Source organism: Celeribacter halophilus, from assembly GCF_018860305.1.
GTDB lineage: Bacteria > Pseudomonadota > Alphaproteobacteria > Rhodobacterales > Rhodobacteraceae > Celeribacter > Celeribacter halophilus_A.
In genome coordinates this window covers 1-22,372 of sequence record NZ_JAHKPE010000031.1, presented here as the reverse complement: position 1 = coordinate 22,372, position 22,372 = coordinate 1, and the positions used below count along the sequence as shown (strand labels likewise).

Annotated in this window: 25 protein-coding genes and 2 tRNA genes; 8 read left to right on the top strand and 19 right to left on the bottom strand. The window is 58.2% G+C overall.

Translation table 11 applies throughout. The features are described from left to right. The first annotated feature begins 15 nt into the window (after nt 1-15). Entirely contained in the window at nt 16-252 is a 237-nt protein-coding gene (locus KO492_RS11960) for a ribbon-helix-helix domain-containing protein (protein ID WP_216045910.1), read from the top strand. Here KO492_RS11960 and KO492_RS11955 read toward each other — a convergent pair. The 3 genes from KO492_RS11955 to cysS all read right to left on the bottom strand — a co-directional run bounded on the left by KO492_RS11955 (nt 225) and on the right by cysS (nt 4,239). After that, on the bottom strand, nt 225-1,004 hold the full coding sequence (locus KO492_RS11955; protein WP_216045175.1) for a squalene/phytoene synthase family protein: 780 nt from the start codon (nt 1,002-1,004) through the stop codon (nt 225-227). The two genes, KO492_RS11960 and KO492_RS11955, sit on opposite strands and share 28 nt — an antisense overlap. Nucleotides 1,005-1,016: 12 nt before the next feature. Further along, on the bottom strand, nt 1,017-2,645 hold the full coding sequence (gene cimA, locus KO492_RS11950; protein WP_216045174.1) for a citramalate synthase: 1,629 nt from the start codon (nt 2,643-2,645) through the stop codon (nt 1,017-1,019). A gap of 121 nt (nt 2,646-2,766) precedes the next feature. Next, the gene (cysS, locus tag KO492_RS11945) at nt 2,767-4,239 is read right to left on the bottom strand and encodes a cysteine--tRNA ligase (protein WP_216045173.1); all 1,473 of its coding nucleotides are present in this window, start codon (nt 4,237-4,239) and stop codon (nt 2,767-2,769) included. A gap of 190 nt (nt 4,240-4,429) precedes the next feature. Between cysS and mazG the strand changes: the two genes are divergently transcribed. From mazG to KO492_RS11930, 3 genes are all read left to right on the top strand, one after another. Further along, complete coding sequence (gene mazG / locus KO492_RS11940; protein WP_216045172.1) at nt 4,430-5,251, top strand: nucleoside triphosphate pyrophosphohydrolase; 822 nt, start codon at nt 4,430-4,432, stop codon at nt 5,249-5,251. Nucleotides 5,252-5,321: 70 nt separating this feature from the next. Further along, nucleotides 5,322-6,341, top strand: coding sequence for an extracellular solute-binding protein (locus KO492_RS11935; RefSeq protein WP_216045171.1), 1,020 nt, complete (start codon nt 5,322-5,324; stop codon nt 6,339-6,341). Nucleotides 6,342-6,558: 217 nt separating this feature from the next. Continuing rightward, on the top strand, nt 6,559-7,038 hold the full coding sequence (locus KO492_RS11930) for a GNAT family N-acetyltransferase (RefSeq protein ID WP_216045170.1): 480 nt from the start codon (nt 6,559-6,561) through the stop codon (nt 7,036-7,038). 27 nt (nt 7,039-7,065) lie between these two features. On the opposite strand, the gene rnd is transcribed toward KO492_RS11930, so the two are convergent. The 4 genes from rnd to purM form a co-directional block, all read right to left on the bottom strand. After that, the gene (gene rnd, locus KO492_RS11925) at nt 7,066-8,223 is read right to left on the bottom strand and encodes a ribonuclease D (RefSeq protein WP_216045169.1); all 1,158 of its coding nucleotides are present in this window, start codon (nt 8,221-8,223) and stop codon (nt 7,066-7,068) included. A 154-nt stretch (nt 8,224-8,377) separates the two neighbouring features. Next, nucleotides 8,378-8,749 (bottom strand): DsrE family protein, encoded by a 372-nt coding sequence (locus KO492_RS11920; protein WP_216045168.1) that lies wholly within the window; start codon nt 8,747-8,749, stop codon nt 8,378-8,380. Between the two features lie 138 nt (nt 8,750-8,887). Then, on the bottom strand, nt 8,888-9,481 hold the full coding sequence (gene purN, locus KO492_RS11915; protein ID WP_216045167.1) for a phosphoribosylglycinamide formyltransferase: 594 nt from the start codon (nt 9,479-9,481) through the stop codon (nt 8,888-8,890). Further along, nucleotides 9,478-10,524, bottom strand: a complete 1,047-nt coding sequence (gene purM, locus KO492_RS11910; RefSeq protein WP_216045166.1) for a phosphoribosylformylglycinamidine cyclo-ligase — start codon at nt 10,522-10,524, stop codon at nt 9,478-9,480. The genes purN and purM overlap by 4 nt, the downstream gene beginning before the upstream one ends. Nucleotides 10,525-10,669: 145 nt before the next feature. Between purM and KO492_RS11905 the strand changes: the two genes are divergently transcribed. Further along, a tRNA-Ile gene (locus tag KO492_RS11905) sits at nt 10,670-10,746 on the top strand. A gap of 242 nt (nt 10,747-10,988) precedes the next feature. On the opposite strand, the gene argE is transcribed toward KO492_RS11905, so the two are convergent. The 4 genes from argE to KO492_RS11885 all read right to left on the bottom strand — a co-directional run bounded on the left by argE (nt 10,989) and on the right by KO492_RS11885 (nt 15,263). Then, a complete protein-coding gene (gene argE / locus KO492_RS11900) occupies nt 10,989-12,194 on the bottom strand; it encodes an acetylornithine deacetylase (protein ID WP_216045165.1) in 1,206 nt (401 codons plus the stop codon). Continuing rightward, nucleotides 12,191-13,678, bottom strand: a complete 1,488-nt coding sequence (locus KO492_RS11895) for a tripartite tricarboxylate transporter permease (RefSeq protein WP_216045164.1) — start codon at nt 13,676-13,678, stop codon at nt 12,191-12,193. The genes argE and KO492_RS11895 overlap by 4 nt, the downstream gene beginning before the upstream one ends. A 12-nt stretch (nt 13,679-13,690) precedes the next feature. Next, nucleotides 13,691-14,185, bottom strand: a complete 495-nt coding sequence (locus tag KO492_RS11890; protein ID WP_216045163.1) for a tripartite tricarboxylate transporter TctB family protein — start codon at nt 14,183-14,185, stop codon at nt 13,691-13,693. 106 nt (nt 14,186-14,291) lie between these two features. Further along, complete coding sequence (locus KO492_RS11885; RefSeq protein WP_216045162.1) at nt 14,292-15,263, bottom strand: Bug family tripartite tricarboxylate transporter substrate binding protein; 972 nt, start codon at nt 15,261-15,263, stop codon at nt 14,292-14,294. Between the two features lie 137 nt (nt 15,264-15,400). Here KO492_RS11885 and KO492_RS11880 point away from each other — a divergent pair, with 137 nt between their 5' ends. Beyond that, nucleotides 15,401-16,312: a LysR family transcriptional regulator gene (locus KO492_RS11880; RefSeq protein ID WP_216045161.1), complete on the top strand. Its 912-nt coding sequence runs from the start codon at nt 15,401-15,403 to the stop codon at nt 16,310-16,312. 64 nt (nt 16,313-16,376) lie between these two features. On the opposite strand, the gene KO492_RS11875 is transcribed toward KO492_RS11880, so the two are convergent. After that, complete coding sequence (locus tag KO492_RS11875) at nt 16,377-16,886, bottom strand: TetR/AcrR family transcriptional regulator (RefSeq protein ID WP_252735511.1); 510 nt, start codon at nt 16,884-16,886, stop codon at nt 16,377-16,379. An 86-nt stretch (nt 16,887-16,972) separates the two neighbouring features. Here KO492_RS11875 and KO492_RS11870 point away from each other — a divergent pair, with 86 nt between their 5' ends. Together KO492_RS11870 and KO492_RS11865 are read left to right on the top strand one after the other, a co-directional pair. Further along, nucleotides 16,973-18,043, top strand: coding sequence for an alcohol dehydrogenase family protein (locus KO492_RS11870; protein ID WP_216045159.1), 1,071 nt, complete (start codon nt 16,973-16,975; stop codon nt 18,041-18,043). Between the two features lie 145 nt (nt 18,044-18,188). Beyond that, nucleotides 18,189-18,278: transfer RNA gene (locus KO492_RS11865), tRNA-Ser, on the top strand. A 109-nt stretch (nt 18,279-18,387) separates the two neighbouring features. Here the strand turns inward: KO492_RS11865 and KO492_RS11860 are convergent. The 7 genes from KO492_RS11860 to KO492_RS11830 form a co-directional block, all read right to left on the bottom strand. Then, the gene (locus tag KO492_RS11860; protein WP_216045158.1) at nt 18,388-18,621 is read right to left on the bottom strand and encodes a hypothetical protein; all 234 of its coding nucleotides are present in this window, start codon (nt 18,619-18,621) and stop codon (nt 18,388-18,390) included. Next, a complete protein-coding gene (locus tag KO492_RS11855) occupies nt 18,618-18,863 on the bottom strand; it encodes a hypothetical protein (RefSeq protein ID WP_216045157.1) in 246 nt (81 codons plus the stop codon). Before KO492_RS11855 ends, KO492_RS11860 begins: the two co-directional genes overlap by 4 nt. A 316-nt stretch (nt 18,864-19,179) precedes the next feature. Then, nucleotides 19,180-19,665 (bottom strand): hypothetical protein, encoded by a 486-nt coding sequence (locus tag KO492_RS11850; RefSeq protein ID WP_216045156.1) that lies wholly within the window; start codon nt 19,663-19,665, stop codon nt 19,180-19,182. A gap of 57 nt (nt 19,666-19,722) precedes the next feature. Continuing rightward, complete coding sequence (locus tag KO492_RS11845; RefSeq protein ID WP_216045155.1) at nt 19,723-20,568, bottom strand: hypothetical protein; 846 nt, start codon at nt 20,566-20,568, stop codon at nt 19,723-19,725. 60 nt (nt 20,569-20,628) lie between these two features. Further along, nucleotides 20,629-21,024: a hypothetical protein gene (locus KO492_RS11840; protein ID WP_216045154.1), complete on the bottom strand. Its 396-nt coding sequence runs from the start codon at nt 21,022-21,024 to the stop codon at nt 20,629-20,631. Next, nucleotides 21,017-21,193, bottom strand: a complete 177-nt coding sequence (locus KO492_RS11835; RefSeq protein ID WP_216045153.1) for a hypothetical protein — start codon at nt 21,191-21,193, stop codon at nt 21,017-21,019. The genes KO492_RS11840 and KO492_RS11835 overlap by 8 nt, the downstream gene beginning before the upstream one ends. A 748-nt stretch (nt 21,194-21,941) precedes the next feature. Further along, nucleotides 21,942-22,372 (bottom strand): transposase (locus KO492_RS11830; protein WP_216045152.1); only part of this gene is annotated, 431 nt, incomplete at its 5' end.

The window sequence follows — 22,372 nt, the reverse complement described above, 5'->3', positions numbered from 1 at the left end:
CCCGTGATACCGCCCATGCCGGTCGGGCGTCCGGTCAAACGCTCCCTGACGCTGCACGGGCACCGCACCTCGGTTTCTCTAGAAGAACCTTTCTGGCGGGCCTTTCGCGAGATTGCCAAAGAGCGCAATATTCCGATCAACGTGCTGGCCGCCGAGATTGACGAAATGCGCGGCGTGGAAAGCGGGCTGGCCTCTGCAATCCGTGTCTACGTTCTCGCTTACACTCAGAACAAAGCCCAGCTCGGGGACTGAGACACCAGCGCCAGCCGCAAGGCCTTGCGGGCTGGTCCCTGCCCCAACCCACCGTCAAGAACCACCTCAGGGGTCTTTGCCGCCTGTTTAAGCACGGGCAGATGCATCACCGCGTCGATCATCGGCGCGCGGTTTGTCTTGGACAGTTTGCCCAACTGCTGCGCACCCCAGCGGCCCTGTTCATGTGCTTCTCTGGCCAGTTGTGCGACCGCCTCGGGCCGTCCGTCGACCAAAGGAATACGCCCTGCCGCCTGTAGTCCGGGAATCGCCATCAGATACCGTGCCAAGGCCCCCGCATAGCCCAAGGCATTAAGCGCTTTGGCGCACTCTTCCGGTGCCCCCAGAAGACGCGCGGCCAGATGCATCGGGATCGCGTAGCTCTTGTGCAGATAGCGCCGGAAGGCGGCGTCATCCTCATGCGGGTCGCGGTAGATGTCCCATTGCCGCGCCGTCACCGTGTCGTCCAACGCCTGCGCAGAGGTCGTATCCAGAACGGACGCCAAAGGGGCGGCGACCTCATGGGCGCGGGGCGGCTTTCCGTCGATCTTTTCTTGCAAAACATCCCGCCAGAATTGCAACCGCATCTCCGCGATCATCGCCTCTTGTGTCACCCACGGCGCTTTTGCGACCTCCAGGCAAAAGGCATGGATCGGAAACAGTACCTCACGCGCCGCCACCGGCGCGGCCATCGTGGCGCGGAACCGGTCTTCGTCGCCCTTCTGGACGATCTCTGCACAGGCTTGAACGGACATCTTGCGTCCCCCTTATTCGGCTCCGAGCGCCTTGGCCCCGTCGCGCACAAGTTTCCACAGCACCGCATCCAGAAGCGCCTCGAAGGAAGCGTCTATGATGTTGGAGGATACGCCCACCGTGGACCAGCGCCGCCCTTGGCTGCCTTCGAAATCGATGATCACACGGGTGCGGGCCTCGGTGCCGCCGTTGGTGATACGGACTTTGAAATCAACCAGTTCCATGTCGGAGATCATCTCCGAATAGGGGCCGAGATCTTTCACCAGCGCCTTGGAAAGCGCGTTGACCGGTCCGCCGTCATTGCCATCGGCCATGATGCCTTCGGAGACGGAGAGATGCCGTTCACCGGCCACATTCACCACCACCGTGACCTCGGAGAGATGGATCTCGCGCCCCTTGGCATCGCGGCGGCGCTCCACCGTGGCGCGGTAGCGTTCCACCGTGAAAAACTCCGGCATCCGCCCCAATTCACGACGCGCTTCCAACTCAAAAGACGCCTGTGCCGTATCGTAGGAATAGCCCTCGCTCTCGCGCTGTTTGATCCGGTCGAGAATACGTCCGAGATCGGCTTTCTCCGTGACCTCCAGCCCCATATCCAAAAGCCGCTTGCGCAGGTTGGACTGGCCCGCCTGATTGGACATCGGCACGATCCGCGTGTTGCCGACAACTTCCGGCGGGATGTGTTCGTAGGTGCTGGGGTCTTTGAGGATGGCCGAAGCATGAAGCCCCGCCTTATGCGCAAAGGCCGACGCCCCGACATAGGGCGCGGAGCGCAGCGGCACGCGGTTGAGAATATCGTCGAGCATCCGCGAGGTCTTGACCAGATCGGCAAGTGCGGCCTCGCTCACCCCTGTGTCAAACTGCGATTTATAGGGCTCTTTCAACAGGAATGTCGGGATCAGCGTGGTCAGATTGGCATTGCCGCAGCGCTCCCCCAAACCGTTCAATGTGCCCTGCACCTGCCGCGCGCCCGCATTGACCGCAGCGAGGCTGTTGGCTACGGCATTGCCCGTGTCGTCATGGGTGTGAATGCCGATGTGATCCCCCGGAATGCCCGCCTGAATGACCTGTCCCGTGATCTCGAAGACCTCGGAGGGCAGCGCCCCGCCGTTGGTGTCGCACAGAACGATCCAGCGCGCGCCCGCATCATAGGCCACCTTGCAACAGGCCAGCGCGTAATCCGGATTGGCCTTGTAGCCGTCAAAGAAATGCTCCGCGTCGAACAAGGCCTCGCGGCCTTGCGACACCAGATGCGCAACTGACTTTCCGATGTTGTCGAGGTTTTCCTCCAACGTGATGCCGAGCGCGGTGGTGACGTGGAAATCATGGGTCTTGCCCACGAGACAGACGGAACGGGTTCCGGCATTCAACACACCTGCCAGCACCTCGTCATTCTCCGCCGAGCGCCCTGCCCGCTTGGTCATCCCGAAGGCGGTGAAGATTGCCTCGGTCTTTGGCGCAGCCGCGAAAAAGGCGCTGTCGGTCGGGTTCGCACCGGGCCAGCCGCCTTCGATGTAATCAACGCCCAAATGGTCCAGCGCGGCGGCGATCTCGTGCTTTTCTTCGGTGGAGAATTGAACGCCTTGGGTCTGCTGCCCGTCGCGCAGCGTGGTGTCGTAAAGGTAGAGGCGGTCTTTGGTCATTGGCTTTCTCCCCTTTGGTCAAAGCATTGCTTTGACCAGCGCCCGACCCTCCCCCCACGGGGAGGGCGCTTCCCGCCCACCCCATCGGGTCGGGCGCAAAACAATGATCTAACACAGCACCTCACAGCAACCCCTCCAGTTTGGAAGCATCGAAATTCGGACCCGGCTCAAGTTCGACACCTGTCTTCGACATGCGAACTTCCACACCTGCATCCAAAAGCGCGGTTTTGAGTGCGTCCACTTCGGAGAAGTCTTTGGTTTCCATGGCTGTGGCGCGGAGATTGGCAAAATTTTCAGTCAAAGCGGAAAGGTCCATCTTTGCCAACACTGGATTCTCACCGAAAACTCGAGTTCGCGAACTTCTTCCGTCCTCATAATTTACTGCACTGGAGCTAAACGAACTGAACCTTTCTATCAGCTCACCCCGCTCAAATCCCAACAGGCCCAAAGCACCGATGAGGTCTCTTTCGCGCTCTTCTTTGAGGTATTTCACCACCAAAGTCAGGGCTAAAGAAGTGTTCAAATCATTGCTAAGAGCGTCCACAAATTCATCTGGCGGCTGAATAAGGCCGCTCGTCAGAACCCAAGGCTTTGTCAAAGGATCTCGGGCCAGAAATGCAGCAATCTTAACTAATGTTTTTTCCGCTTCCTGCCGTTTCTTTTCCGTCCAGTCCATCGGCTTGCGGTAATGGGTCGACAGGAAAACGAACCGAATGACATAGCCGTCTACGCCTTGGTCCAACAAATCCCGCACGGTGAAGAAATTGCCGAGAGACTTGGACATTTTCTTGCCCTCGACCTGCAACATCTCGTTGTGGAGCCAATAGTTTGCAAAGCCTCCCTGCGGATGGGCGCAGCAGCTTTGGGCGATCTCGTTTTCGTGGTGCGGGAACATCAGGTCGTTGCCGCCGCCATGAATGTCGAAGGTCTCACCGAGCAATTCATAGGACATGGCCGAACATTCGATATGCCACCCCGGACGCCCTCGTCCCCACGGGCTTTCCCAGCCGGGCAGATCGTCGGAAGACGGTTTCCAGAGCACAAAATCCATCGGGTTGCGTTTGTAAGGGGCGATTTCGACCCGTGCGCCCGCAATCATGTCGTCGATACTCCGACCCGAAAGCTTGCCGTAATCCTTGTAGCTCTCGACAGAGAACAGCACATGCCCCTCCGCCACATAGGCGTGACCGCTCTCAACCAGCCCTTCGATCATCGTGATCATCGCGCCGATGAATTCCGTCGCCCGTGGCATCTTGTCGGGATCAAGTGCTCCCACGGCCCGCATGTCGTCGAGATACCACTGCATGGTCTCGTCGGTGATCTCTTTGATCGAGCGGCCTGTGTCCTGCGCCTTTTTGTTAATCTTGTCGTCGACATCGGTAAAGTTGCGCACATAGGTGACGTGATCTTTCCCGTAAACATGACGCAGGAGCCGGTAGAGCACGTCAAACACGATCACGGGGCGTGCATTGCCGATATGGGCGCGGTCATAGACCGTGGGGCCGCAGACATACATCCGCACATTATTCGGATCGATCGGCTCGAAAACCTCTTTTTTGCGAGTCTTCGAATTGGTGAGTTTGATCACAGTCATAAGCCTGTCCCTTCGGGTGTCCCCGCGGGCGTATCAGCTTTCAATTCAGGAGAAAAGAGACCGGACCCGCGCGACGATGTCAGCGGATAATGCAGCAGCAGATAATGAGGGTGCCACGGTTGGTCATGACGCTCTTGTAGCGCGGCTTTTCGCGCTTGCAAAGCCCTGTTGTGCGGTTCAGTTTGACCACATGACACAAGATCCGATCCATGACGTGCCCGCAGGCATAGAGCAACTTCTGGAAATCATGCGCCGATTGCGCGACCCCGAGGGCGGCTGTCCTTGGGATATTGAACAGGATTTCGCAACCATCTCGCCCTATACGATCGAAGAGGCCTATGAGGTCGATGACGCGATTGCGCGGGGCGATATGGAGGATCTGAAATCCGAACTGGGTGATCTGTTGTTCCAGTCCGTGTTTCAGGCCCAGATCGCCGCCGACAAAGGGTTGTTCGACTTTCACGACGTGGCTCAAACCATTGCGGCCAAAATGATTTCCCGCCATCCGCATGTCTTTGGGGACGAGAGCAACCAGAAATCGCCTGAACAACAGACGGTGGATTGGGAAAAGGAAAAAGCCAAGGAACGCGCACGCCGTGGCGAGACGCGGGTGCTTGACGGGGTGGCGATGGGGCTGCCGGCTTTGATGCGGGCGCAAAAGCTGCAAAAACGGGCGGCGCGGGTCGGGTTCGACTGGCCGGATGCCTCCCATGTTCTCGATAAAATCCGCGAAGAAGCCGCAGAGCTGGAAGAGGCCCGCGACACACTCACGCAGGCGGAGGTGTTCGAGGAGTTCGGTGACCTGCTTTTTGTGGTTGTCAATCTGGGCCGCCATCTCGGCGTGGATGCCGAAGAGGCCCTGCGCGCCTGCAACGCAAAGTTTACACGCCGATTCAATGCAGTAGAGGATGCACTTGCAGCGAAAGGCAAAGCCCCTCAGGACAGTGATCTGGCCGAAATGGATGCACTTTGGGATCAGGCAAAAGAGGCAGAAAAACGCGCGAAAACGTGAGCGGTTGCGCCCCTTGACCTGATGATTTCACTCGGGTTTAACAGGCGCAACCAGTCAAAGGATTTTTCGCATGTCCGCGCTCGCCTCTTCCACCCTCAAACTTGCCCTTCCGTTTACGCTTCTGGCCTCTTCCGCACTGGCCGATGTGAATGTCTATTCCTATCGCCAACCGGAATTGATCGCTCCGCTGACGGAGGCCTTCACGGAAGAAACCGGAATCAAGGTGAACGTGGCCTATCTGGTTGAGGGGCTCACAGAACGGCTCAAGGCCGAGGGTGACCGCTCCCCCGCCGATGTGATCCTGACCGTGGATATTGCGCGTCTGACCGAGGCCGTGGATGCGGGCGTGACCCAGCCGCTCATGACCGACACTCTGGCCAAGAACATCCCTGCAGAATTTCACGACCCCGAAGGCAACTGGTGGGGCGTGACCACGCGTGCGCGGATCGTCTATGCCTCCAAAGAGCGCGTGCCCGAAGGTGCCGTGACCACATACGAAGACCTCGCGGACCCGAAATGGAAGGGCCGGATTTGCACACGATCCGGCATGCACACATATATGATCGGCCTAACCTCGGCCTATCTGGTGCATCACGGCCCCGAGGAGACCAAAGCCTGGTTGCAAGGGCTGAAAGACAATCTTGCCCGCCGCCCGCAAGGGGATGACCGCGCACAGGTCAAGGCGATCTGGGCCGGTGAATGCGATATTTCTCTGGGCAACACCTATTACATGGGTGAAATGCTGGCCGATGAGGAACAGCGCGTCTGGGCCGAAACCGTGCGTCTCGACTTCCCGCGCTTCGATGTCGAAGGTGGTGGAACCCATGTGAATATTTCCGGCGTAGCGCTCACAAAAGCCTCGAATAACAAAGAGGAAGCCATTCAATTTATTGAGTTTCTGACCTCCCACCACGCGCAGGAAATCTACGCGGAAGCCAATTCCGAATATCCGGTTGTGCCGGGCACGGAAGCCTCCGATCTGGTTAAAAGCTGGGGAGAGCTGCACCCCGACAACGTGTCCTTGAAACAGCTGGCCGACGAGCGCCCCGATGCTCTGCGCCTGACCGAAGAAGTCGATTACGACGGCTGAGATCACAGGGACGACATGCCAACAAGGCGATTGACAGTCGCGGGAAGATGGCGCAGATTGCGCTCATGATGATGACACAGACCCTTTCCACGACTGTCTTTTATTGGACCGAGCTCACATAAGCGCGGCCCGTCAGTTATGGAATATTGAAAGCCGCCACACGAGGCGGTTTTTTCATATCTACTCCCTCCTGTGGCGCTCAGGAGAGAGAGACAAGATGACCCACATGATCGAAATCACCGCCGACACCACAGTCCATGTGCGGCAGGCACGCTGGAGTGATAAACATGCGCTTCTGGAGATGATTCACGCCTTGGCACGTTTCAACGGGGACGAGCCGGAACTGGATATGAGCAGCCTCATTGACCTGATGCGTGCGGACCTGCCGTGGTTGCGTATTCTGGTCGCGGAGCGTGACGGGGAGATTGTGGGCTATGCCGGTCTTGTCGGCGGTGTGCGTCTGCAAGATGGGCAAAAGACCATGGACCTGCATCATTTGTTCATCAAGGAAGACCAGCGCGGTCAAGGTGTCGGACGCGCCCTGATCAAAGCCGCGAAGGCCGAGGCGCAGGCGGCAGGCTGTCACCGTCTGACTGTCGGCACCCATGTCAACAACACAGCGGCACAGGCGACCTATCTCGCCTGCGGTTTCACGGCGCAAGCGCGGCGCAGTAAACGGTTTGAACTGGCGCTGTAAAACAAAACGCGCTCTGTCCGCTACGGGTTAGAGCGCGATGACATCCACACGCTGACCTTTGACCGCAAGGCCGATTTCGCCGTTACACAGGCGCAGCGCGTCGTCGCCAAAGACTTCGGCGCGCCAGCCCTTGAACACAGGCAGATCACGTTTGCCCGCTGCGATCTGGTCCAGATCCGATGCGGAGGCGATCATTTTAGCCGCCACATTGAAGCGATCCGATTTAGCTTTCAGCAGGACCCGCAGCATATCCGCCAGCGCCGGATTCACTTGTAGCTTGTCTTTCGACACGTCCAGCTTGGGCATCTCGGCGGCGGTGTAATGCGCTGCTTTTTCAATCGCCTGAAGGATACCGTCGGCAATCTCGCCTTTGCGCGCTTCGCGCAGCAAAAGCCGCGACCGCGAAAGGTCTTGCGGTGTTTTGGGCTTGGTCGAGGCCAGTTCCAGCATCGCATCGTCTTTGTACACGCGGTTGCGGGGAATATCGCGGCTCTGGGCGTATTGCTCCCGAAACGCGGCCAGTTCCTTGACTGCGGCGAGGAATTTACCGGAATTCGTGCGCGTTTTGACCCGTTTCCATGCATCTTCCGGCTGGACCACATAGGTCTCCGGCGACATCAGGATTTCAAGCTCTTCGGCCACCCATTTTTCGCGGCCTGTGCGTTTGATCTCGTCGCGCAGGTATTCGTAGATCACCCGCAAATGCGTCACATCGGCCAGCGCGTAGACTTCTTGCGCCGAGGTCAGCGGGCGGCGCGACCAATCGGTGAAGCGCGAGGTCTTGTCGAGGCTCTCCTTGGCGATCTTGCGCACGAGGGTCTCGTAGCCCACCTGTTCGCCAAAGCCGCAGACCATCGCCGCAACCTGTGTGTCGAACAAAGGCGTGGGGATCACCCCGCCCTGAATGTAGAAAATTTCGAGATCCTGCCGTGCGGCGTGGAACACTTTCACCACGCTCTCGTCACGAAACAGGTCATACAGCGGCGCCAGATCCAGCCCTTTGGCCAGCGGATCGACAAGAACCGCGTCCTCTTCCGCATCGCCTGTCACCGCCAGCTGCACAAGGCAGAGCTTGGAGTAATAGGTCCGTTCACGGAGAAATTCGGTGTCGACCGTGACATAAGGATGCGCTTTGGCGCGGTCGCAGAAGGCCTGTAGACCCTCGGTCGTGGTGATGGTGATCATATGTTTTTTCTTTTACCTGCGGCGCGGGGTCATCCCGTCGGTTTTATCGTGATACGGGGTTTCAGGCGGAAAGAAAAGAACAAAGGGGGCTCGCGCCCCCTTCCCCCATGCCATAAGACACGGATCGTTTCGACTTATGAGCACAAATGCCGCCTCAGGTGATCGGCAATGTGCCCTTTGCCGCCATCATAAGCTCCACCACATCCGGCGCGGTGATGATCTCATAGGAGGGGTCCATCTGATCGGCGGTAAATCCGTTGTGGAGCATACAAGCCCCGCAAATCCCGATACGCCCGCCCGCCTCGCGGTAGGCTTTGACCAGATCGGCCACCGGCTCAAAGGGTTTGCCAATATCGATGTCGTCACAAGAGCCAGGCTGGCCAAGTTCGACACCTTCCACCATCAGAAGCACCATCGAGCTATGCCCCATCTTTTGCGCGTTGAGCGCCATGGTGAAGGCAACGGTCACCTTGCCGGGGTTGGAATGGCCATCAAAAATGGTGGCAACAAAATCTGCGGGTTTCATGAGATATCCTTTCGCGACATGTCTCAGGCGGGTCCGCGGGGGACTCACTTATATTCTATGTCTCGAATGTATCTTTTAAAGGGGCACATCACTCACCTGCCCGCGACAGATTGACCATCGTGCCAGATCAACCGCAGTTCAGAGCGAAAGCATCTCTGTTTCGCCTCGCAAGAAACGTTCCAGAACCGCCGGATAGAGCAGATGCTCCTTCACCAGAACCCGCGCGGCCAGATCATCAGCCGTGTCCTCCGACAGGATCGGCACCCGCGCCTGCCCCAGAATCGGGCCGCCATCGAGTTCTGCCGTCACCTCATGCACCGAACAGCCCGCCTCCGCATCACCCGCCTCAATAGCACGCTGATGGGTGTGCAGGCCCTTGTATTTCGGCAGCAAGGACGGGTGGATGTTGAGCATCTTCCCCGCGTAATGGCCGATGAATGTCGGGGTGAGAATACGCATAAAACCGGCCATCGCGATGACATCGGGCTCATAGGCGTCAATCACGGAAATCAGTTTGGTCTCAAAGGCTTCGCGATCACCTTTGAAGTCGCGGTGATCCACGACCTCGGTCGCAATCCCCATATCCGCCGCCTTTTGTAATCCGCCCGCGCCGGGCACGTTGGAAAGCACAAGGCAGGGTCGTCCGGGATGATCACCCGTCATGGATTTGGCCAGCGACACCATATTGGAGCCGCCGCCAGAGATCAGGATCGCAACCTTCTTCGGGCTCACTTCAATTCGCCCTCATAGGTCACACCGCCCCCTGTGGTCACTTGCCCCAGACGGTAGACCGTTTCGCCCTCATCCGAGAGCAAAGCTGTCAGAGCCTCGACCTCGGAGGCAGCACACACCACAACCATGCCGATACCGGCGTTATAGGTCTTGAGCAACTCGTGCTGCGACAGGCCGGCCGTATCCACCAGCCATTTGAACACAGGCGGCAGGGTCCATGCCGTGAGGTCAATATCCGCCCCCATGCCCGCAGGCAGAACACGCGGCAGGTTTTCGGTCAATCCTCCGCCGGTGATATGCGCCAGCGCATGAACACCGCCCGCACGGATCGCTTTCAACACGGGCTTCACATAGAGACGTGTAGGCTTCAAAAGCTCCTCGCCCAAGGTTGCATCAGAGAATGGCGCGATGTCGGACCATTTGTAGCTCGACAGCTCCACGGTTTTGCGCACCAGAGAATAGCCGTTGGAATGCACCCCGTTGGACGCGAGTCCCAAAAGCACATCGCCCTCCTGCACACCCGCAGGCAGGTCCGCACCGCGTTCCATCGCGCCTACGGCAAAACCAGCAAGATCGAAGTCACCGTCTTCATACATGCCCGGCATCTCGGCGGTCTCGCCACCGATCAACGCACAACCGGATTGCGCACAGCCTTCGGCAATGCCCTCCACCACAGCGGCAGCATTGTCGAGCTTGAGCTTGCCCGTTGCAAAATAGTCGAGGAAGAACAAAGGCTCTGCACCCTGACAGACCAGATCATTGACGCACATAGCGACAAGGTCGATACCAACTGTGGCCACATTGTCCGTGTCAATCGCGATGCGCAGCTTGGTGCCGACACCGTCAGTTGCGGCCACAAGAATCGGGTCTTCGTATCCTGCCGCCTTGAGATCGAACAAAGCGCCAAAACCGCCAAGCCCGGCCATCACACCCGGACGGACGGTCTTTTTCGCCGCCGGCTTGATCCGTTCGACAAGCTCGTTGCCCGCATCAATATCCACGCCAGCATCGGCGTAAGTCAGACCATTTTTTTTCAGCGTCATCGCCAAGGCTCCCCGCGCAAACCAAAGTTTCGGCCCGTTTACGCGCTTTGGACCGACTTGAAAAGGCCCGCGTGACACGCAAATGTCGAAAGACCGACTTCTGCTTGACCCCGCCGCAACAGCGCAATAATCAATGCACCTGTAGGGGCCTGTAGCTCAATTGGTTAGAGCAGAGCGCTCATAACGCTTTGGTTGCGGGTTCAAGTCCTGCCGGGCCTACCATCTCCCCCCCCTGCGACAAGTCCCGATACGGATTGAAAAGTCACACAATACAATACCTTAAAGATTTCGGCGTATTTTTATGCGTCGCTACTTATCAATTTGGCAGATGTTATCCTGCCTCCCAACAAAAATCGGACCGGCGCCAAGGTTGGAAATCTCTTGTATGTGAAAAAGAAATGGGATTTTCATCGCAACCCAGCCGGTTATCCGACGGGTTGCGATAGGTGGGTTTCCCGCCAGCTTCAGGCGTCTGAACCTGTGTTCAGGTGCTCAATGATGCGACCAAGGAAGCCGACGCATTGCGTCAGTTGATCCAGTTCGACAAATTCATTCGGCTTATGGGCCTGCTCGATAGAGCCGGGCCCCACGATCACAGAGGGGATGCCGCCGATCTGCTCGAACACGCCACCTTCAGAACCGTAAGACACCTTGCCGCCCCAGTCCGGCAAGAGCCGTGCATAGCGGTTGAATCCAACGGTATTGCGCGCCTCGCCCATAGCGGGATAGGCAAAGATGCGTTCGAATTCTATGCCTGTGCCTGCGGTTTTGACCTGCATCGGCGCGACAACCTTTTGCTCGATCTCATGGAGCAAGGCGGACATATCAGCCTCGGGGTCCATGCCGCTAATGGAGCGCAACTCGAAGGTAAAGCTGCAACTGTCCGGCGTCACATTGGTTGCGACCCCGCCTTTGATCATCGTGGCCAGCATGGTGGCATGGGGCACGGTGAATTCCGGATCGAAAGGCCCTTCGGTTTCGTAGCGTTTGCCGCGCTCGGAGATCAGGGTGATGGCCTTTGAGGCGTATTCAATCGCATTGACATGGCGCGGCGCAAAAGAGGAATGGCCCGAGGTGCCCGTCACACGCGCACGCATGGCGATTTTGCCCTTCTGTCCGGTGACGAGTTTCATCATCGAAGGCTCGCCAATGATGGCAAATTCAGGCGGCACCGGCAGGCTTGCCAGATACCGCGCCACAGCAGGCGCGCCGAGACAGCCGACTTCTTCATCATAGGAGAAGCACAGATAGACAGGCCGCGTCAGCTTTGCACGCGCCAGATCGGGGGCCACGGCCATGACACAGGCGGCAAAGCCCTTCATGTCGCAGGCCCCGCGCCCATAAAGCCGCGTGTCGCGAATCTCTGCGGTGAAGGGATCGCTTTCCCACTCCGGCTCGTCGGCAGGCACCACATCGGTGTGGCCCGACCAGACGACCCCCGCCTGATCTTCCGGCCCGAAGGCCGCAACAAGATTGGCCTTGTCTCCCGTCTCGTCCGGCAAAATCGTGATCCGTGCTCCGAGCCCTTCAAAATACGCGGCCATAAAGTCGATAATCGGCCGGTTGGAATTGCGCGAAACCGTATCAAATGCGATCAGATTGGCCAGATGCTCTGCGGCCTGGCCGGTCAGATCGTCAGATGCGAACGTGATCTCACTCAGGAGTGTCATTGTTCTACTCGTCTTTCTTTATGTTTTGTAAATTCACGCCGGATCGTCAGACTGACCACAAAGAGGATCAGCGCGGCAAAGACCCAGGTGATGGGGGAGGACAGCAAAACTGCCGGATCGCCGCGGGAAATCGCCAATGCACGGCGCAGGTTTTCCTCGATCATCGGACCAAGGATAAAGGCGATGAGGAACGGCGCTGCGGGAATGTTCAACAAGAACATGCCGAAACCCACCACTCCCATCACCAGAAGCACGGCGACATCAAATGTGCTCGACGCGATGGAATAGATGCCGAAGATGCACAGCAACAACACCAGAGGCGTCAGAAGCGTCTGCGGGATATGCGCCACTTTGGAGAACATACGCATGGTGATCTTACCTGCGAAGAACAGCAGCACCGAAGACACCAGCATACCGATGAGCAACATGTAGATTTCGTGCATGTTGGTCTGGAACAGCAACGGTCCGGGCGTCAGGCCCTGGATCATAAAAGCGCCAAGCATCACACCGGTGATCACATCCCCCGGCACGCCAAGCGCCAGAAGCGGGATCATCGTTGCGCCACAGGCCCCGTTGTTGGCGGATTCGGAGGCCGCGATGCCTTCCAATTCACCTTTGCCGAAATTCGCCCCGTTTTTGGAACTGCGCTGCGCCTCGCCATAAGAGAAGAACGCCGCAGAAGACGGCCCGATCCCCGGAATCGCGCCCAGAATGGAGCCGATCACGGAGCCTTTCAGGATGCTGCGCAAGGATCCCATGAACTCGTCACGGGTCACATGCTGCGCCCCCAGAGCGGCAGCTTCTTCGGTCTTGGCCGCACGCATGACGATGAGCTTGATCAACTCCGGCAGAGCAAACAGCCCGATCAGCACCGGCGCGATCGACAGACCGGCCTGCATGTCCGGCATGAAGGCAAAGCGGAACGAGCCATACATGTCTTCACCTACCGTGGCGAGCAAAAGCCCCAAGGCCGCGGCCACCATGCCCAGCAGCAAGGAACTGCCCGACACGCCCGCCACAGTGGTGAGCGCAAAGAGCATCAGCATGAAGAATTCCGGCGGACCTATGTGGAGTGCCAGCGCCGCGAGGGGGGCCGCAAAAAAGATCAGCGACATGTTGGACAGGAAATCCCCGATCACGGAGGAATACAGCGCCATGTTGAGCGCTTTGCCTGCCTTGCCCTGTTGCGCCAGAGGATAGCCGTCCAGCGCGGTGCAAGCAGCAGAGGCCGTGCCCGGCGTCTTGATCAGAATGGCCGAGACCGATCCGCCATAGGTCGAGCCTTTATACAAGGCGACCAGCAACAGGATCGACGGCACAGGGTCCATATAAAAGGTAAAGGGCAGCGCCAGCGTTACCGCCATTGTGCCGGTCATACCGGGAATGGCACCGACAATCACACCGCCCCAGATGCCGGCAGCCATGATGAGAAGGTTTTGGAACGTGGCCACAGCCACCAGTGCAGAGAGAATTTCAGCGAGCATATCGGTCTCCGATCAAAAGCCGAACAGCTTGGCCAGTTCACCCTTAGGGAACTGTGTGCCGAGCGCGGAATGGAAGAACAACACGAGCAGCACAGGACCACCAAAGGAGAGCAGGGCAATCCAGATGCGGTAGTGTCGCTCGCCGGTCATGAGAACCATTGCAAGGGTCAGGAACATTGTTGCAATCAGGAACCCGACATAGGGGACCAATGCGAAAAACAGCACGAAGATGGCGATAATGCCGGCAAAACGCAGCATCATCTGCGGGACAGAACTGCCGTCCGTATCCACCTTTTCCTCTTCTGGCTGTCCTCCGCGCAAAGCGAGAACAATGGCCAGAGCGCCAAGGACGACACCGACAATAGACACGGTGCGGGGCCACATATCCGGCGGAGGTGCGAAACCGGGAATAAACGCGGGACGGGGCACAAATGCGGGCACAAGGACGAAGGCACAGAGCGCGAAAAACGCGACAATGAGCACCCCCCGTAAAACAGGCTTGGTCATAGCAATGCTCCTGAGTGTGTAGAGATCTCGGCTGAGATGAAGGCGGCCGCTGGATCAGGCCGGACAAACAACAGGTGGGCGATCTCCCGCCCACCTGCATCAGGGATTATTCGGGCAGGTAGCCGAAGTCTTTGGCCAGACCGTTGAACAGCTCGTACTGGCTCTTCGCATATTCGGTCATATCCACAGTGCCGATGGTCGAGATCGACCCGCGACGCGCTGCCAGATCAAGCCATTTCTCGTCGGTCGCCACTTGGCCGAGAACCTCGTGCCATTTGGTCACAACCTCTTCGGGCAGGTCTTTCGGCGCATAGAGCGCGCTCCAGCCGGTGATCTGACCGGCTTTTTCGTAGCCGAGCTCTTGAGCCGTTGCCACGTCCGGCAGGCTTTCAACACGCGACGGAGCAAAGACCATCAGCGCTTTCATGTCGCCGCTTTCGATATGGGGCATCAGGGATGCCGCAGCCATTGCAACGAAATCGACGTGACCGCCCAGAAGCGCCGTCGCCAGAGCACCGCCCCCTTTGTAGGGCACCAGAGTGGCCGCAGTCAGCGGGTCGAGACCATTGTCGGCCAGAAGGGCTTGCGTGGTGAAACCGTCAATCGCGGTCGCACCGGAAGCCGCATAGGTCATTCCGCCTTTGCTGTCCTTGATCGCCGCGATCAGGTCGTCAACGGTGTCATAAGGCGCATCCGCACGCACGGCGAGGATCATCGGGGTGGCTTCCAGAGCGCCAAGGAAGGTGTAGGCATCCCACGGCACAGCATTGTCCGGCGTCACCGCAGGCGACAGGGCCATGCCCACACGCGCGAGCAAAAGCGTGTAACCGTCCGGGTCGGCTTCGGACACAAAGCGCGCACCGTTCATACCGCCAGCGCCGGGTTTGTTCATCACCGTAACCGGCTGTTCAAGAAACGGCTGTGCCGTTTCAGCCAGAGCACGACCGGCCAGATCAGATGCTCCACCCGGGCCGTAGGGGACAACGAGTGTCACGGCTTGGTCGGGATAGGATTGGGCCATCATGGGGCCGGTGGCTGCGAAGACTGCGACTGCAATCGATCCGAGTAGTTTTTTCATATGTACCTCACGTTTTGTCCGATCCGGCGGCGAACCCGCCAGCCGGAACTGTTGGATGTGAGCAACCATTCACAGTATGCGAAATTTGACAATAGATAGCTTTAAGTTGCATAAAATGCATACTCAGAGGAAAACCCATGTTCAAACCCCAAGAATTAAAGGCCTTTGACGCCTATATGCGTTTGGGCGGCGTTAAACTGGCTGCCGAACAATTAGGCACAAGCCAACCGATGATCAGCCGCCTGCTCTCATCCCTGGAGGACAAGGCGGGGTTCGAACTGTTTCAGCGCAAACGGAATCGACTCGCCCCGACGCCGGAAGCCTTTCGGTTTCACCAGACTGTCGCCCGCCATCTCGCAGGCATGCGCACCCTTGAACAAGAGGCCAGCGCCATCGCCAGTGGTCAGGTCGGCCATCTGGTGATCGCCGCCCAGCCGATTTTCTGTGATACTTTCCTGCTCGACGCGCTCGCCCGTTTTCGCAAGGACCATCCCCACGCCACCGTGCAGATCGTGGATGTGGGCATGGCGGAGATGCTGCGCCTGATCAGTGAGCAACGGTGCGATCTGGCCTTCGGGATTACGCTCAATGCAGAGGCTTTCGGCGGGGACACCCTGTCACTGGCCCGTTGCGAGGCCCAATGCATCCTCCCCAAAGGCCATCCGCTTGGCGATATGAAAGACATTCCCCTGCCCCGCCTGCGCAAGGAAATGTTCATTGATCTGTCTCAGGGGAGTCCCTTGCGTCGCAGGATTGATCACATGATGGAAACAATCCATGTGCACCGCACCATTGCCGCAGAACTGCGCACCATTCATGGCATTGTGCGCCTTGTGGAACGCGGCGAAGGCGTCGCAATCGTCGATCCTGTTGCCCATCAACTCGTTGATTTCGATAAAATCTCTATCCACCGCCTCATGCCAGCCATCACATGGGACATCGCACAGTTCGTCCCGCATGACCGTCCGCTCAGCACGGCAGGTCAGGCCTTTGCCGAAGCGGTCTCCTATGAGATCGAAAACCTGAAACGTGCAGGTATTGTTTCCTGAGGATTTCGGACCCGCTGCCACGCGCATATGCAAACCATACGCGAGACAGAACAAAAGCACAGTTTTAAGGCTGACCCGCGGCCAGAGCAGCGGCCAGATGTTTTGCGGCGCTCACAGCCTCCTCCCCATGCAAAGGCCAAGTCTGCGTCAGCCCCTCCATGACGAGCAAAAGCGCCACGCCCTGCCCCTCCAATCCGGTGGCCAAGGCCGCACGAGTGGCGACCTCGTGTTTGTGACGCTCCAGAAGCGCGCGCAACGTGGCATTGGCCGGATCGGCCGCAACGGCAGAATGGAACAGACATCCATGCGCCGCCTCGCTTTGCATCCAGTGTCCTATGCGGGTCATCAAGGCATCGCGCGCCTGCGTCGGATCGACAGGCAGATCGTCCAACACCTCCGCCAAATACCGCCTGTGCCGATACTCCAGCGCCGCCAGCACCATATCGGCCCGCGATGGCAGATATTTGTAAAGTGTGCGCAGGCTGACTCCGGCGGCTTCACGCAGGGTATCCACGCTTGCATCGGCAAAGCCGTGACGGACAAAAGCCTGCTCCAGCCCCGCCGCCATTTTCATCTTGATATCTCTCATGCTTGACGAGGTAGAGGGGTTACTCTACCTGCGCAAGTGGAACGATTGCTTTACATCCGGAGAGACCCGTTATGCCCCTGCCCGACACGATGACCGCAGTTCTGCTCACCGGACACGGCGGGTTTGACCGTCTGGAATATCGCGACGATGTGCCTGTCCCCCGCCCCGCATCCGGAGAGGTTCTGATCCGTGTGCGTGCCTCTGCGGTGAACAACACGGATGTGAATACCCGCACCGGCTGGTATTCCAAAGCGGTGCGCGGCGACACGAATTCGGCAGCGGCCACGGGTTATGACGGCGGTTCTGACGCCGATGGCGGCTGGGCCGGTGCCTTGCATTTCCCGCTCATCCAAGGGGCTGATTGTTGTGGCGAGATCGTCGCCGTGGGGAATGGGGTCGAGCCCACCCGCGTGGGACAGCGCGTTCTGGTGCGTCCGATGTATCACCCCGCCCGAAGCGACGATCCAGATGCGCTCGCAACTTTCGGGTCGGAACGTGACGGCGCTTTTGCACAATTCGCCACGATTGAAGCCGAACAAGCCATTCCCGTTAACAGCCCGCTGTCAGACGTGGAACTAGCCTCCTTCCCCTGCGCCTTCTCCACGGCAGAAGCCATGGTCCAACGCGCAAATCTCGGTGCGGAGCGGGTGCTGATCACAGGGGCGTCCGGCGGCGTGGGCTCGGCGGCGATCCAGCTGGCCAAGCGACGCGGCGCTCATGTCACAGCCCTCACCAGCCCGTCCAAGGCGGAGGCCCTGCGTGATCTAGGGGCCGATGTCACATTAGGCCGTAAAGAAGCACTCCCCGCTGAAGCATTTGACGTGGTGCTTGACCTCGTGGGTGGCCCACGCTGGCCTGAATTGCTGGACGCGCTTACGATGCACGGACGCTACGTCACCTCCGGCGCAATCGCAGGCCCTATCGTTGATCTGGACCTGCGCACGCTCTACCTCAAAGACCTCACCCTGACCGGCAGCACCCGCCAGCCGCCAAGCGTCTTTACCGACCTTGTCGGCTATATCGAACGCGGTGAAATCCGTCCGATCATAGCCAAGACCTTCCCCCTGCACGACATTCACAACGCGCAAAAGGCATTCCTTGAGAAAAAGCACATCGGGAAAATCGGCCTGTCTATTCCTTAATATATTCCCTGACGCCTCGCGAATCCCGCGACCGATCACCTCATCTCTGTGCTGTTACAAGCGGTTTTGGCCCCAAACGAGAAAATTTCAAAAACAGGGATTTTTGTCTTGTATCCCCTACGTTTGCTTGGCTATACGCGTCGGTGGAGACGTGGCCGAGTGGTCGAAGGCGCTCCCCTGCTAAGGGAGTAGGCCCGGAAGGGTCTCGAGGGTTCGAATCCCTTCGTCTCCGCCATTTACCTTTATAAGGCGTTGATTTTGTTGGATTTTAATAATCGCAACGCAATCAACGTGCTTTCCTACATGCCAACCCCAAAACGCTAGGAAAATAAGGGTTAAAGCCCTCATTCCTTCGCCAGAAGGTCGATCGCTTCCTTGCGTGCCTTCGCTACCATACGCAGCACGGCGGCGCTGTCGATTTCCACAGTGTTATCAGGCGGGGTGAGTGTCTCGATCAGTTCCTCGGCAAGCGTCTTGTTTGGTTTCTTGCCCAGCACTATCGAGATCATGCGATCTTGGCGGGTCAGGTTCATGCCCAGAAATTCACGGGCGGCGATTAAAATTTCGATCTCGGTCATGCCATCACTCCCGCAGCACGCTTTTGCGCAGCGCGGAGATCCAGCACGGCTAGGGCGATCCGGTCGGACTGTCTGTCGATGCCGTCCAGCGCTTCGCAGGCGTCAGAGGACAGCAGGCGGCCAGACTGAATTTCGCGTGAAAGCACCGCAAGGCGCGTGCGAACGTCCTTTACTGCATCAAACATATCGTCGGCAGCTTCGTGCGCGATCTTCGATGGTAGTTTTACGATGGTGTCTGTCATTGGCTCGATCTCATTCTTGGAAAGGTGCCCGGCCACCAATGGCGAACCAGAGGGGAAATGTGGCCGGGCGGTGCGGCGCAGGTCCAAAGAGAAAAACGACCTGCGCCGAGGATGCCGGGGGCGGAAACAACCCGTGAGAAAACGCGCCCCGGCTTGGTGGCGATCGGTTAGGGCTTCCGGCCTGCTCCGATCGCTGCGGCAGCTTGGGCAACCAAACCCTCACCGTCGCGAATTTTTATATGGCCGCGCGTCAGGCGCTTGCGGCGTCTTGCTACCCGTGCGGCAGGCGAGAGGTGACGTGGCTTGCGTTTGGGCTTCACCATGATCCCTGCCCCCAATCTGTTGCGCTCCAACGGCGACGGCTCGACTGGTGCCTATGAGCTAAGAGATTGCGCTTGCCGATCTCGGCGGCGATCATCTTGGCCGCGCGGCGGCAGGCTTGCGGGGTCAGATCAGGGTAATGTTTTTGGACCCGCTCGGCAGCCTCGGCGATGCCATCGAAACGCCACATGCCACCCAAGCCGACGATGCGCACCACCGCAGAGGAATAGCTCGCTTCGTCTTTGTCCGCATTACCCTCGAAGTAACGCCACACGACGCTTGCCGCTTCGATAGCCGCGACCAGATCCGGCGGCAGCGTGTCGGAGCGCGGCGTCGCGGCTTCGATCGCCTCGGTGGCGGGGTCAGCCGAGGCGGTGGTGAAACCGCCCCGGAATAGATTGCGAACGCGGCCCCACATTAGACCGAACCCGCTTTCCAGAAATACGCGGGATCCGGCAGAGCCGCTTGCAAGCCCAGCCACGCTGTCAGGTTCAAGCCACCGCCGCGACGACGCTCGACCAGGAGGTCAATTTCAGGATCAAGCCAGACGCCAGCGCGGTCGAAAGCCCCCACAAAGGTGTCGGCGCAATCTGCGGAGGTATCGGCAGGAACGCCGTGAACGTTCAGTTTCCCCGCCTCGATCGGCAGAGAGACGCCATTGCCAGAGGGTGCCGATGATCGCGGCGAGTTCTTCATAGCGAAGGCCAGCTTGCGCAGCGGCAGCCACAGAGAATTCACCGGAGACTGCATCGCCCAGAGCCGTCAACAGTTGGTTGTCCACGGCGCGACCAATCCCCAAAGCAATACCGCTCAGAGCGTGAGCTGCGATCACGTCGCGGCCATAGGTGCGCAGGGTAGAGCGCGGGATCTCGAAACGCACGGCGTGCTGGCGAATATCGTCACGGCTCAGGTCAACCGACGCGAACGGCAGGTTCGAGGCGGTGACTTCGGCCTCTGCGTCGTCTTCCTCGCCGGTGGTGGTGTGAGCGATAAGGTTCTGGAATTCGGCGGGCTTGATAACGGTAAAGCGTTCGGGCACTTCCAGCAGCGCAGGAACACCAGCGCCTGTATCGGCAGCAATGTCACCGACGATCGGGATAAGAACCGCACCGGCGCGGACCACGCGGGAGTTTGCAGCGGCTGCGGTGGAGAGCGTCACAGTCTCACCTGCCGGTTGGGCGGATGGTGTGCGCGTCACTCGGCCCCCGGCGTCCAGAAGGTCGGGCAGCGCGTCCCCGGCATCTAGGGTGATGTGCGCGCCAGCAAACTGTTTTCGCGTGCCGTCCTCAATCCAGTCGTTCGCGCCATTCATACGGCCAGTATTCGGGATGGCCTGTTCGGCACGTTCGAGCACCTGAGCGAGGGTTTCAGTTGTTTTCGTCATGTCTTTAGTCCTGTTTCGTTTTTTTCGGTGTTGATCGAACCCAAGGTTCTTGGATTACGATCACTTCATGTTTCTTTTAAATTTCGGCGCGCGGTCGCCCAGCAGCGATGCGCCAGCGATGAGCAGGCCCATAGCCTCGGCGTGCGACAGCCCCCATTCAGCACAAATGTCGATCCAGACTTTGAAGTTATCCCCTTCGGCGGGTGCATCGGCGATCGCGGCGAGCCAGCCGACAGCGACCACCACGTCAGCCGCGATGTTCCGGCGCTGGTCTTGTCCGAGAATTTCGGCCCCGGTGGCACCGTGGATCGCATGGCGGACGTCGAATTTCCCGCGACCACGGCGGCGCAGGCGGCCTTCCTCGGCCAGCTGGCGGATCCGGCGCGGTGTAACTCGCAGCAGCTCGGCGAGGTCTGTTGCCGTCATGGCGGTGATATCTTGCGCGTTATCAGTCATGGCAAGCCTCTAGCTCCCGGCGCAGGGCCATTGCGGCAACTGCGGAAAGCGAGACCTTCAAGCCCTGTTTGCGGGCAATTTTCTCACGCTCGGCGCGCAAAGCGTCGGCCAGATCGCGATCCGCAAGGACCGTCAGTTTTTCAGGATTGTCTTGGTTTTCGTGCTTCATGTGCCTCACCCATTTGTTCGGATGAGGCCAGAATGATTCGGATGTGTTCGGCGTTCCACTGGCGCTTTTGCCGTTTCTCGGATTTCCGCAGGTGGAAGAAACGGAAGCGCAATTTTTAGGGCACGCACAAATAAATAATCGCGGTGATGTATGACCCGTATCCCCACCCCTTTAAGGAGGACCCGAACACCGGGGGGCACCCCACCCCACAGGCCGGAATGATCGCAGGCGGGAAGTGTAACTAAACCGTAAATCCTTATGTCACAACATAATGTATTGTTTTTATTGTATTTATTTTAGATTGTGACCAATGTTGACCAAAAAACCCATATAGAGCACTCGCGAGTAATTGTTACCTATGTCTTTCTATCTCATATTCTTTTTCTAATAGTCTTGGTCAACTTAGTCACAAACAGGATATTTATCATTAATTACTGTTACTTAACTTGTGACTGTGCATGTTGACCAAGGGTGACTAAGTTGACCAAAGCTTTGGCCACTGGCATCAACAGCATACAGCGACTAAAAACTCTTAACGGCTCATAAATTCCACTAACTGAGAATTAGAAAAGCCCCAAAACCAACTTCTCACCATAGATGAGGTGCCCCTAGATTTGTAAACGCCTTGCTTGGTAATTTTGGAAGCAAGGAGAGACGGTTATGAACAAAAGAGTTCGGTTTACGGATGAGTTTAAGCAGGATGCCGTGGCGCAGGGAGCTATTGTCAAATCTGGTGTCAACGGATTTTTCATGCGGCGGCCTGATCCTGGTTTGATGGCTTGATGCCGTTTACGAAATCGACGCCTTGTATGACGTCGGCGAGATGGGCAAAGCCGCGCAGCTTGCGCCAACTTTTCTCTGCGCTTTGACCGAGCTTGAACATCATATGAAGCATGCCGTCTCTGCTGAGACAGCCCTTGGTCCGTTTGGTTCGGTGCCGGATTGTGGCGAAGGCGCTTTCGATCGGGTTTGATGTGCGGATGCTCTGCCAGTGTTGGGCGGGGAAGTCATAGAAGCTCAACAACTCGTCACGATCCCGCATCAGGCATTCGGTGGCCTTTGGGTATTTCGCGTCGAAGGCTTCAATGAACAAACCGAATGATTCATGCGCATCCTCACGGGTTTCCGCCTGCCAAATGTCATGTAGCATCTTTCGGGATTTTGGCTGGGTTCGCTTGG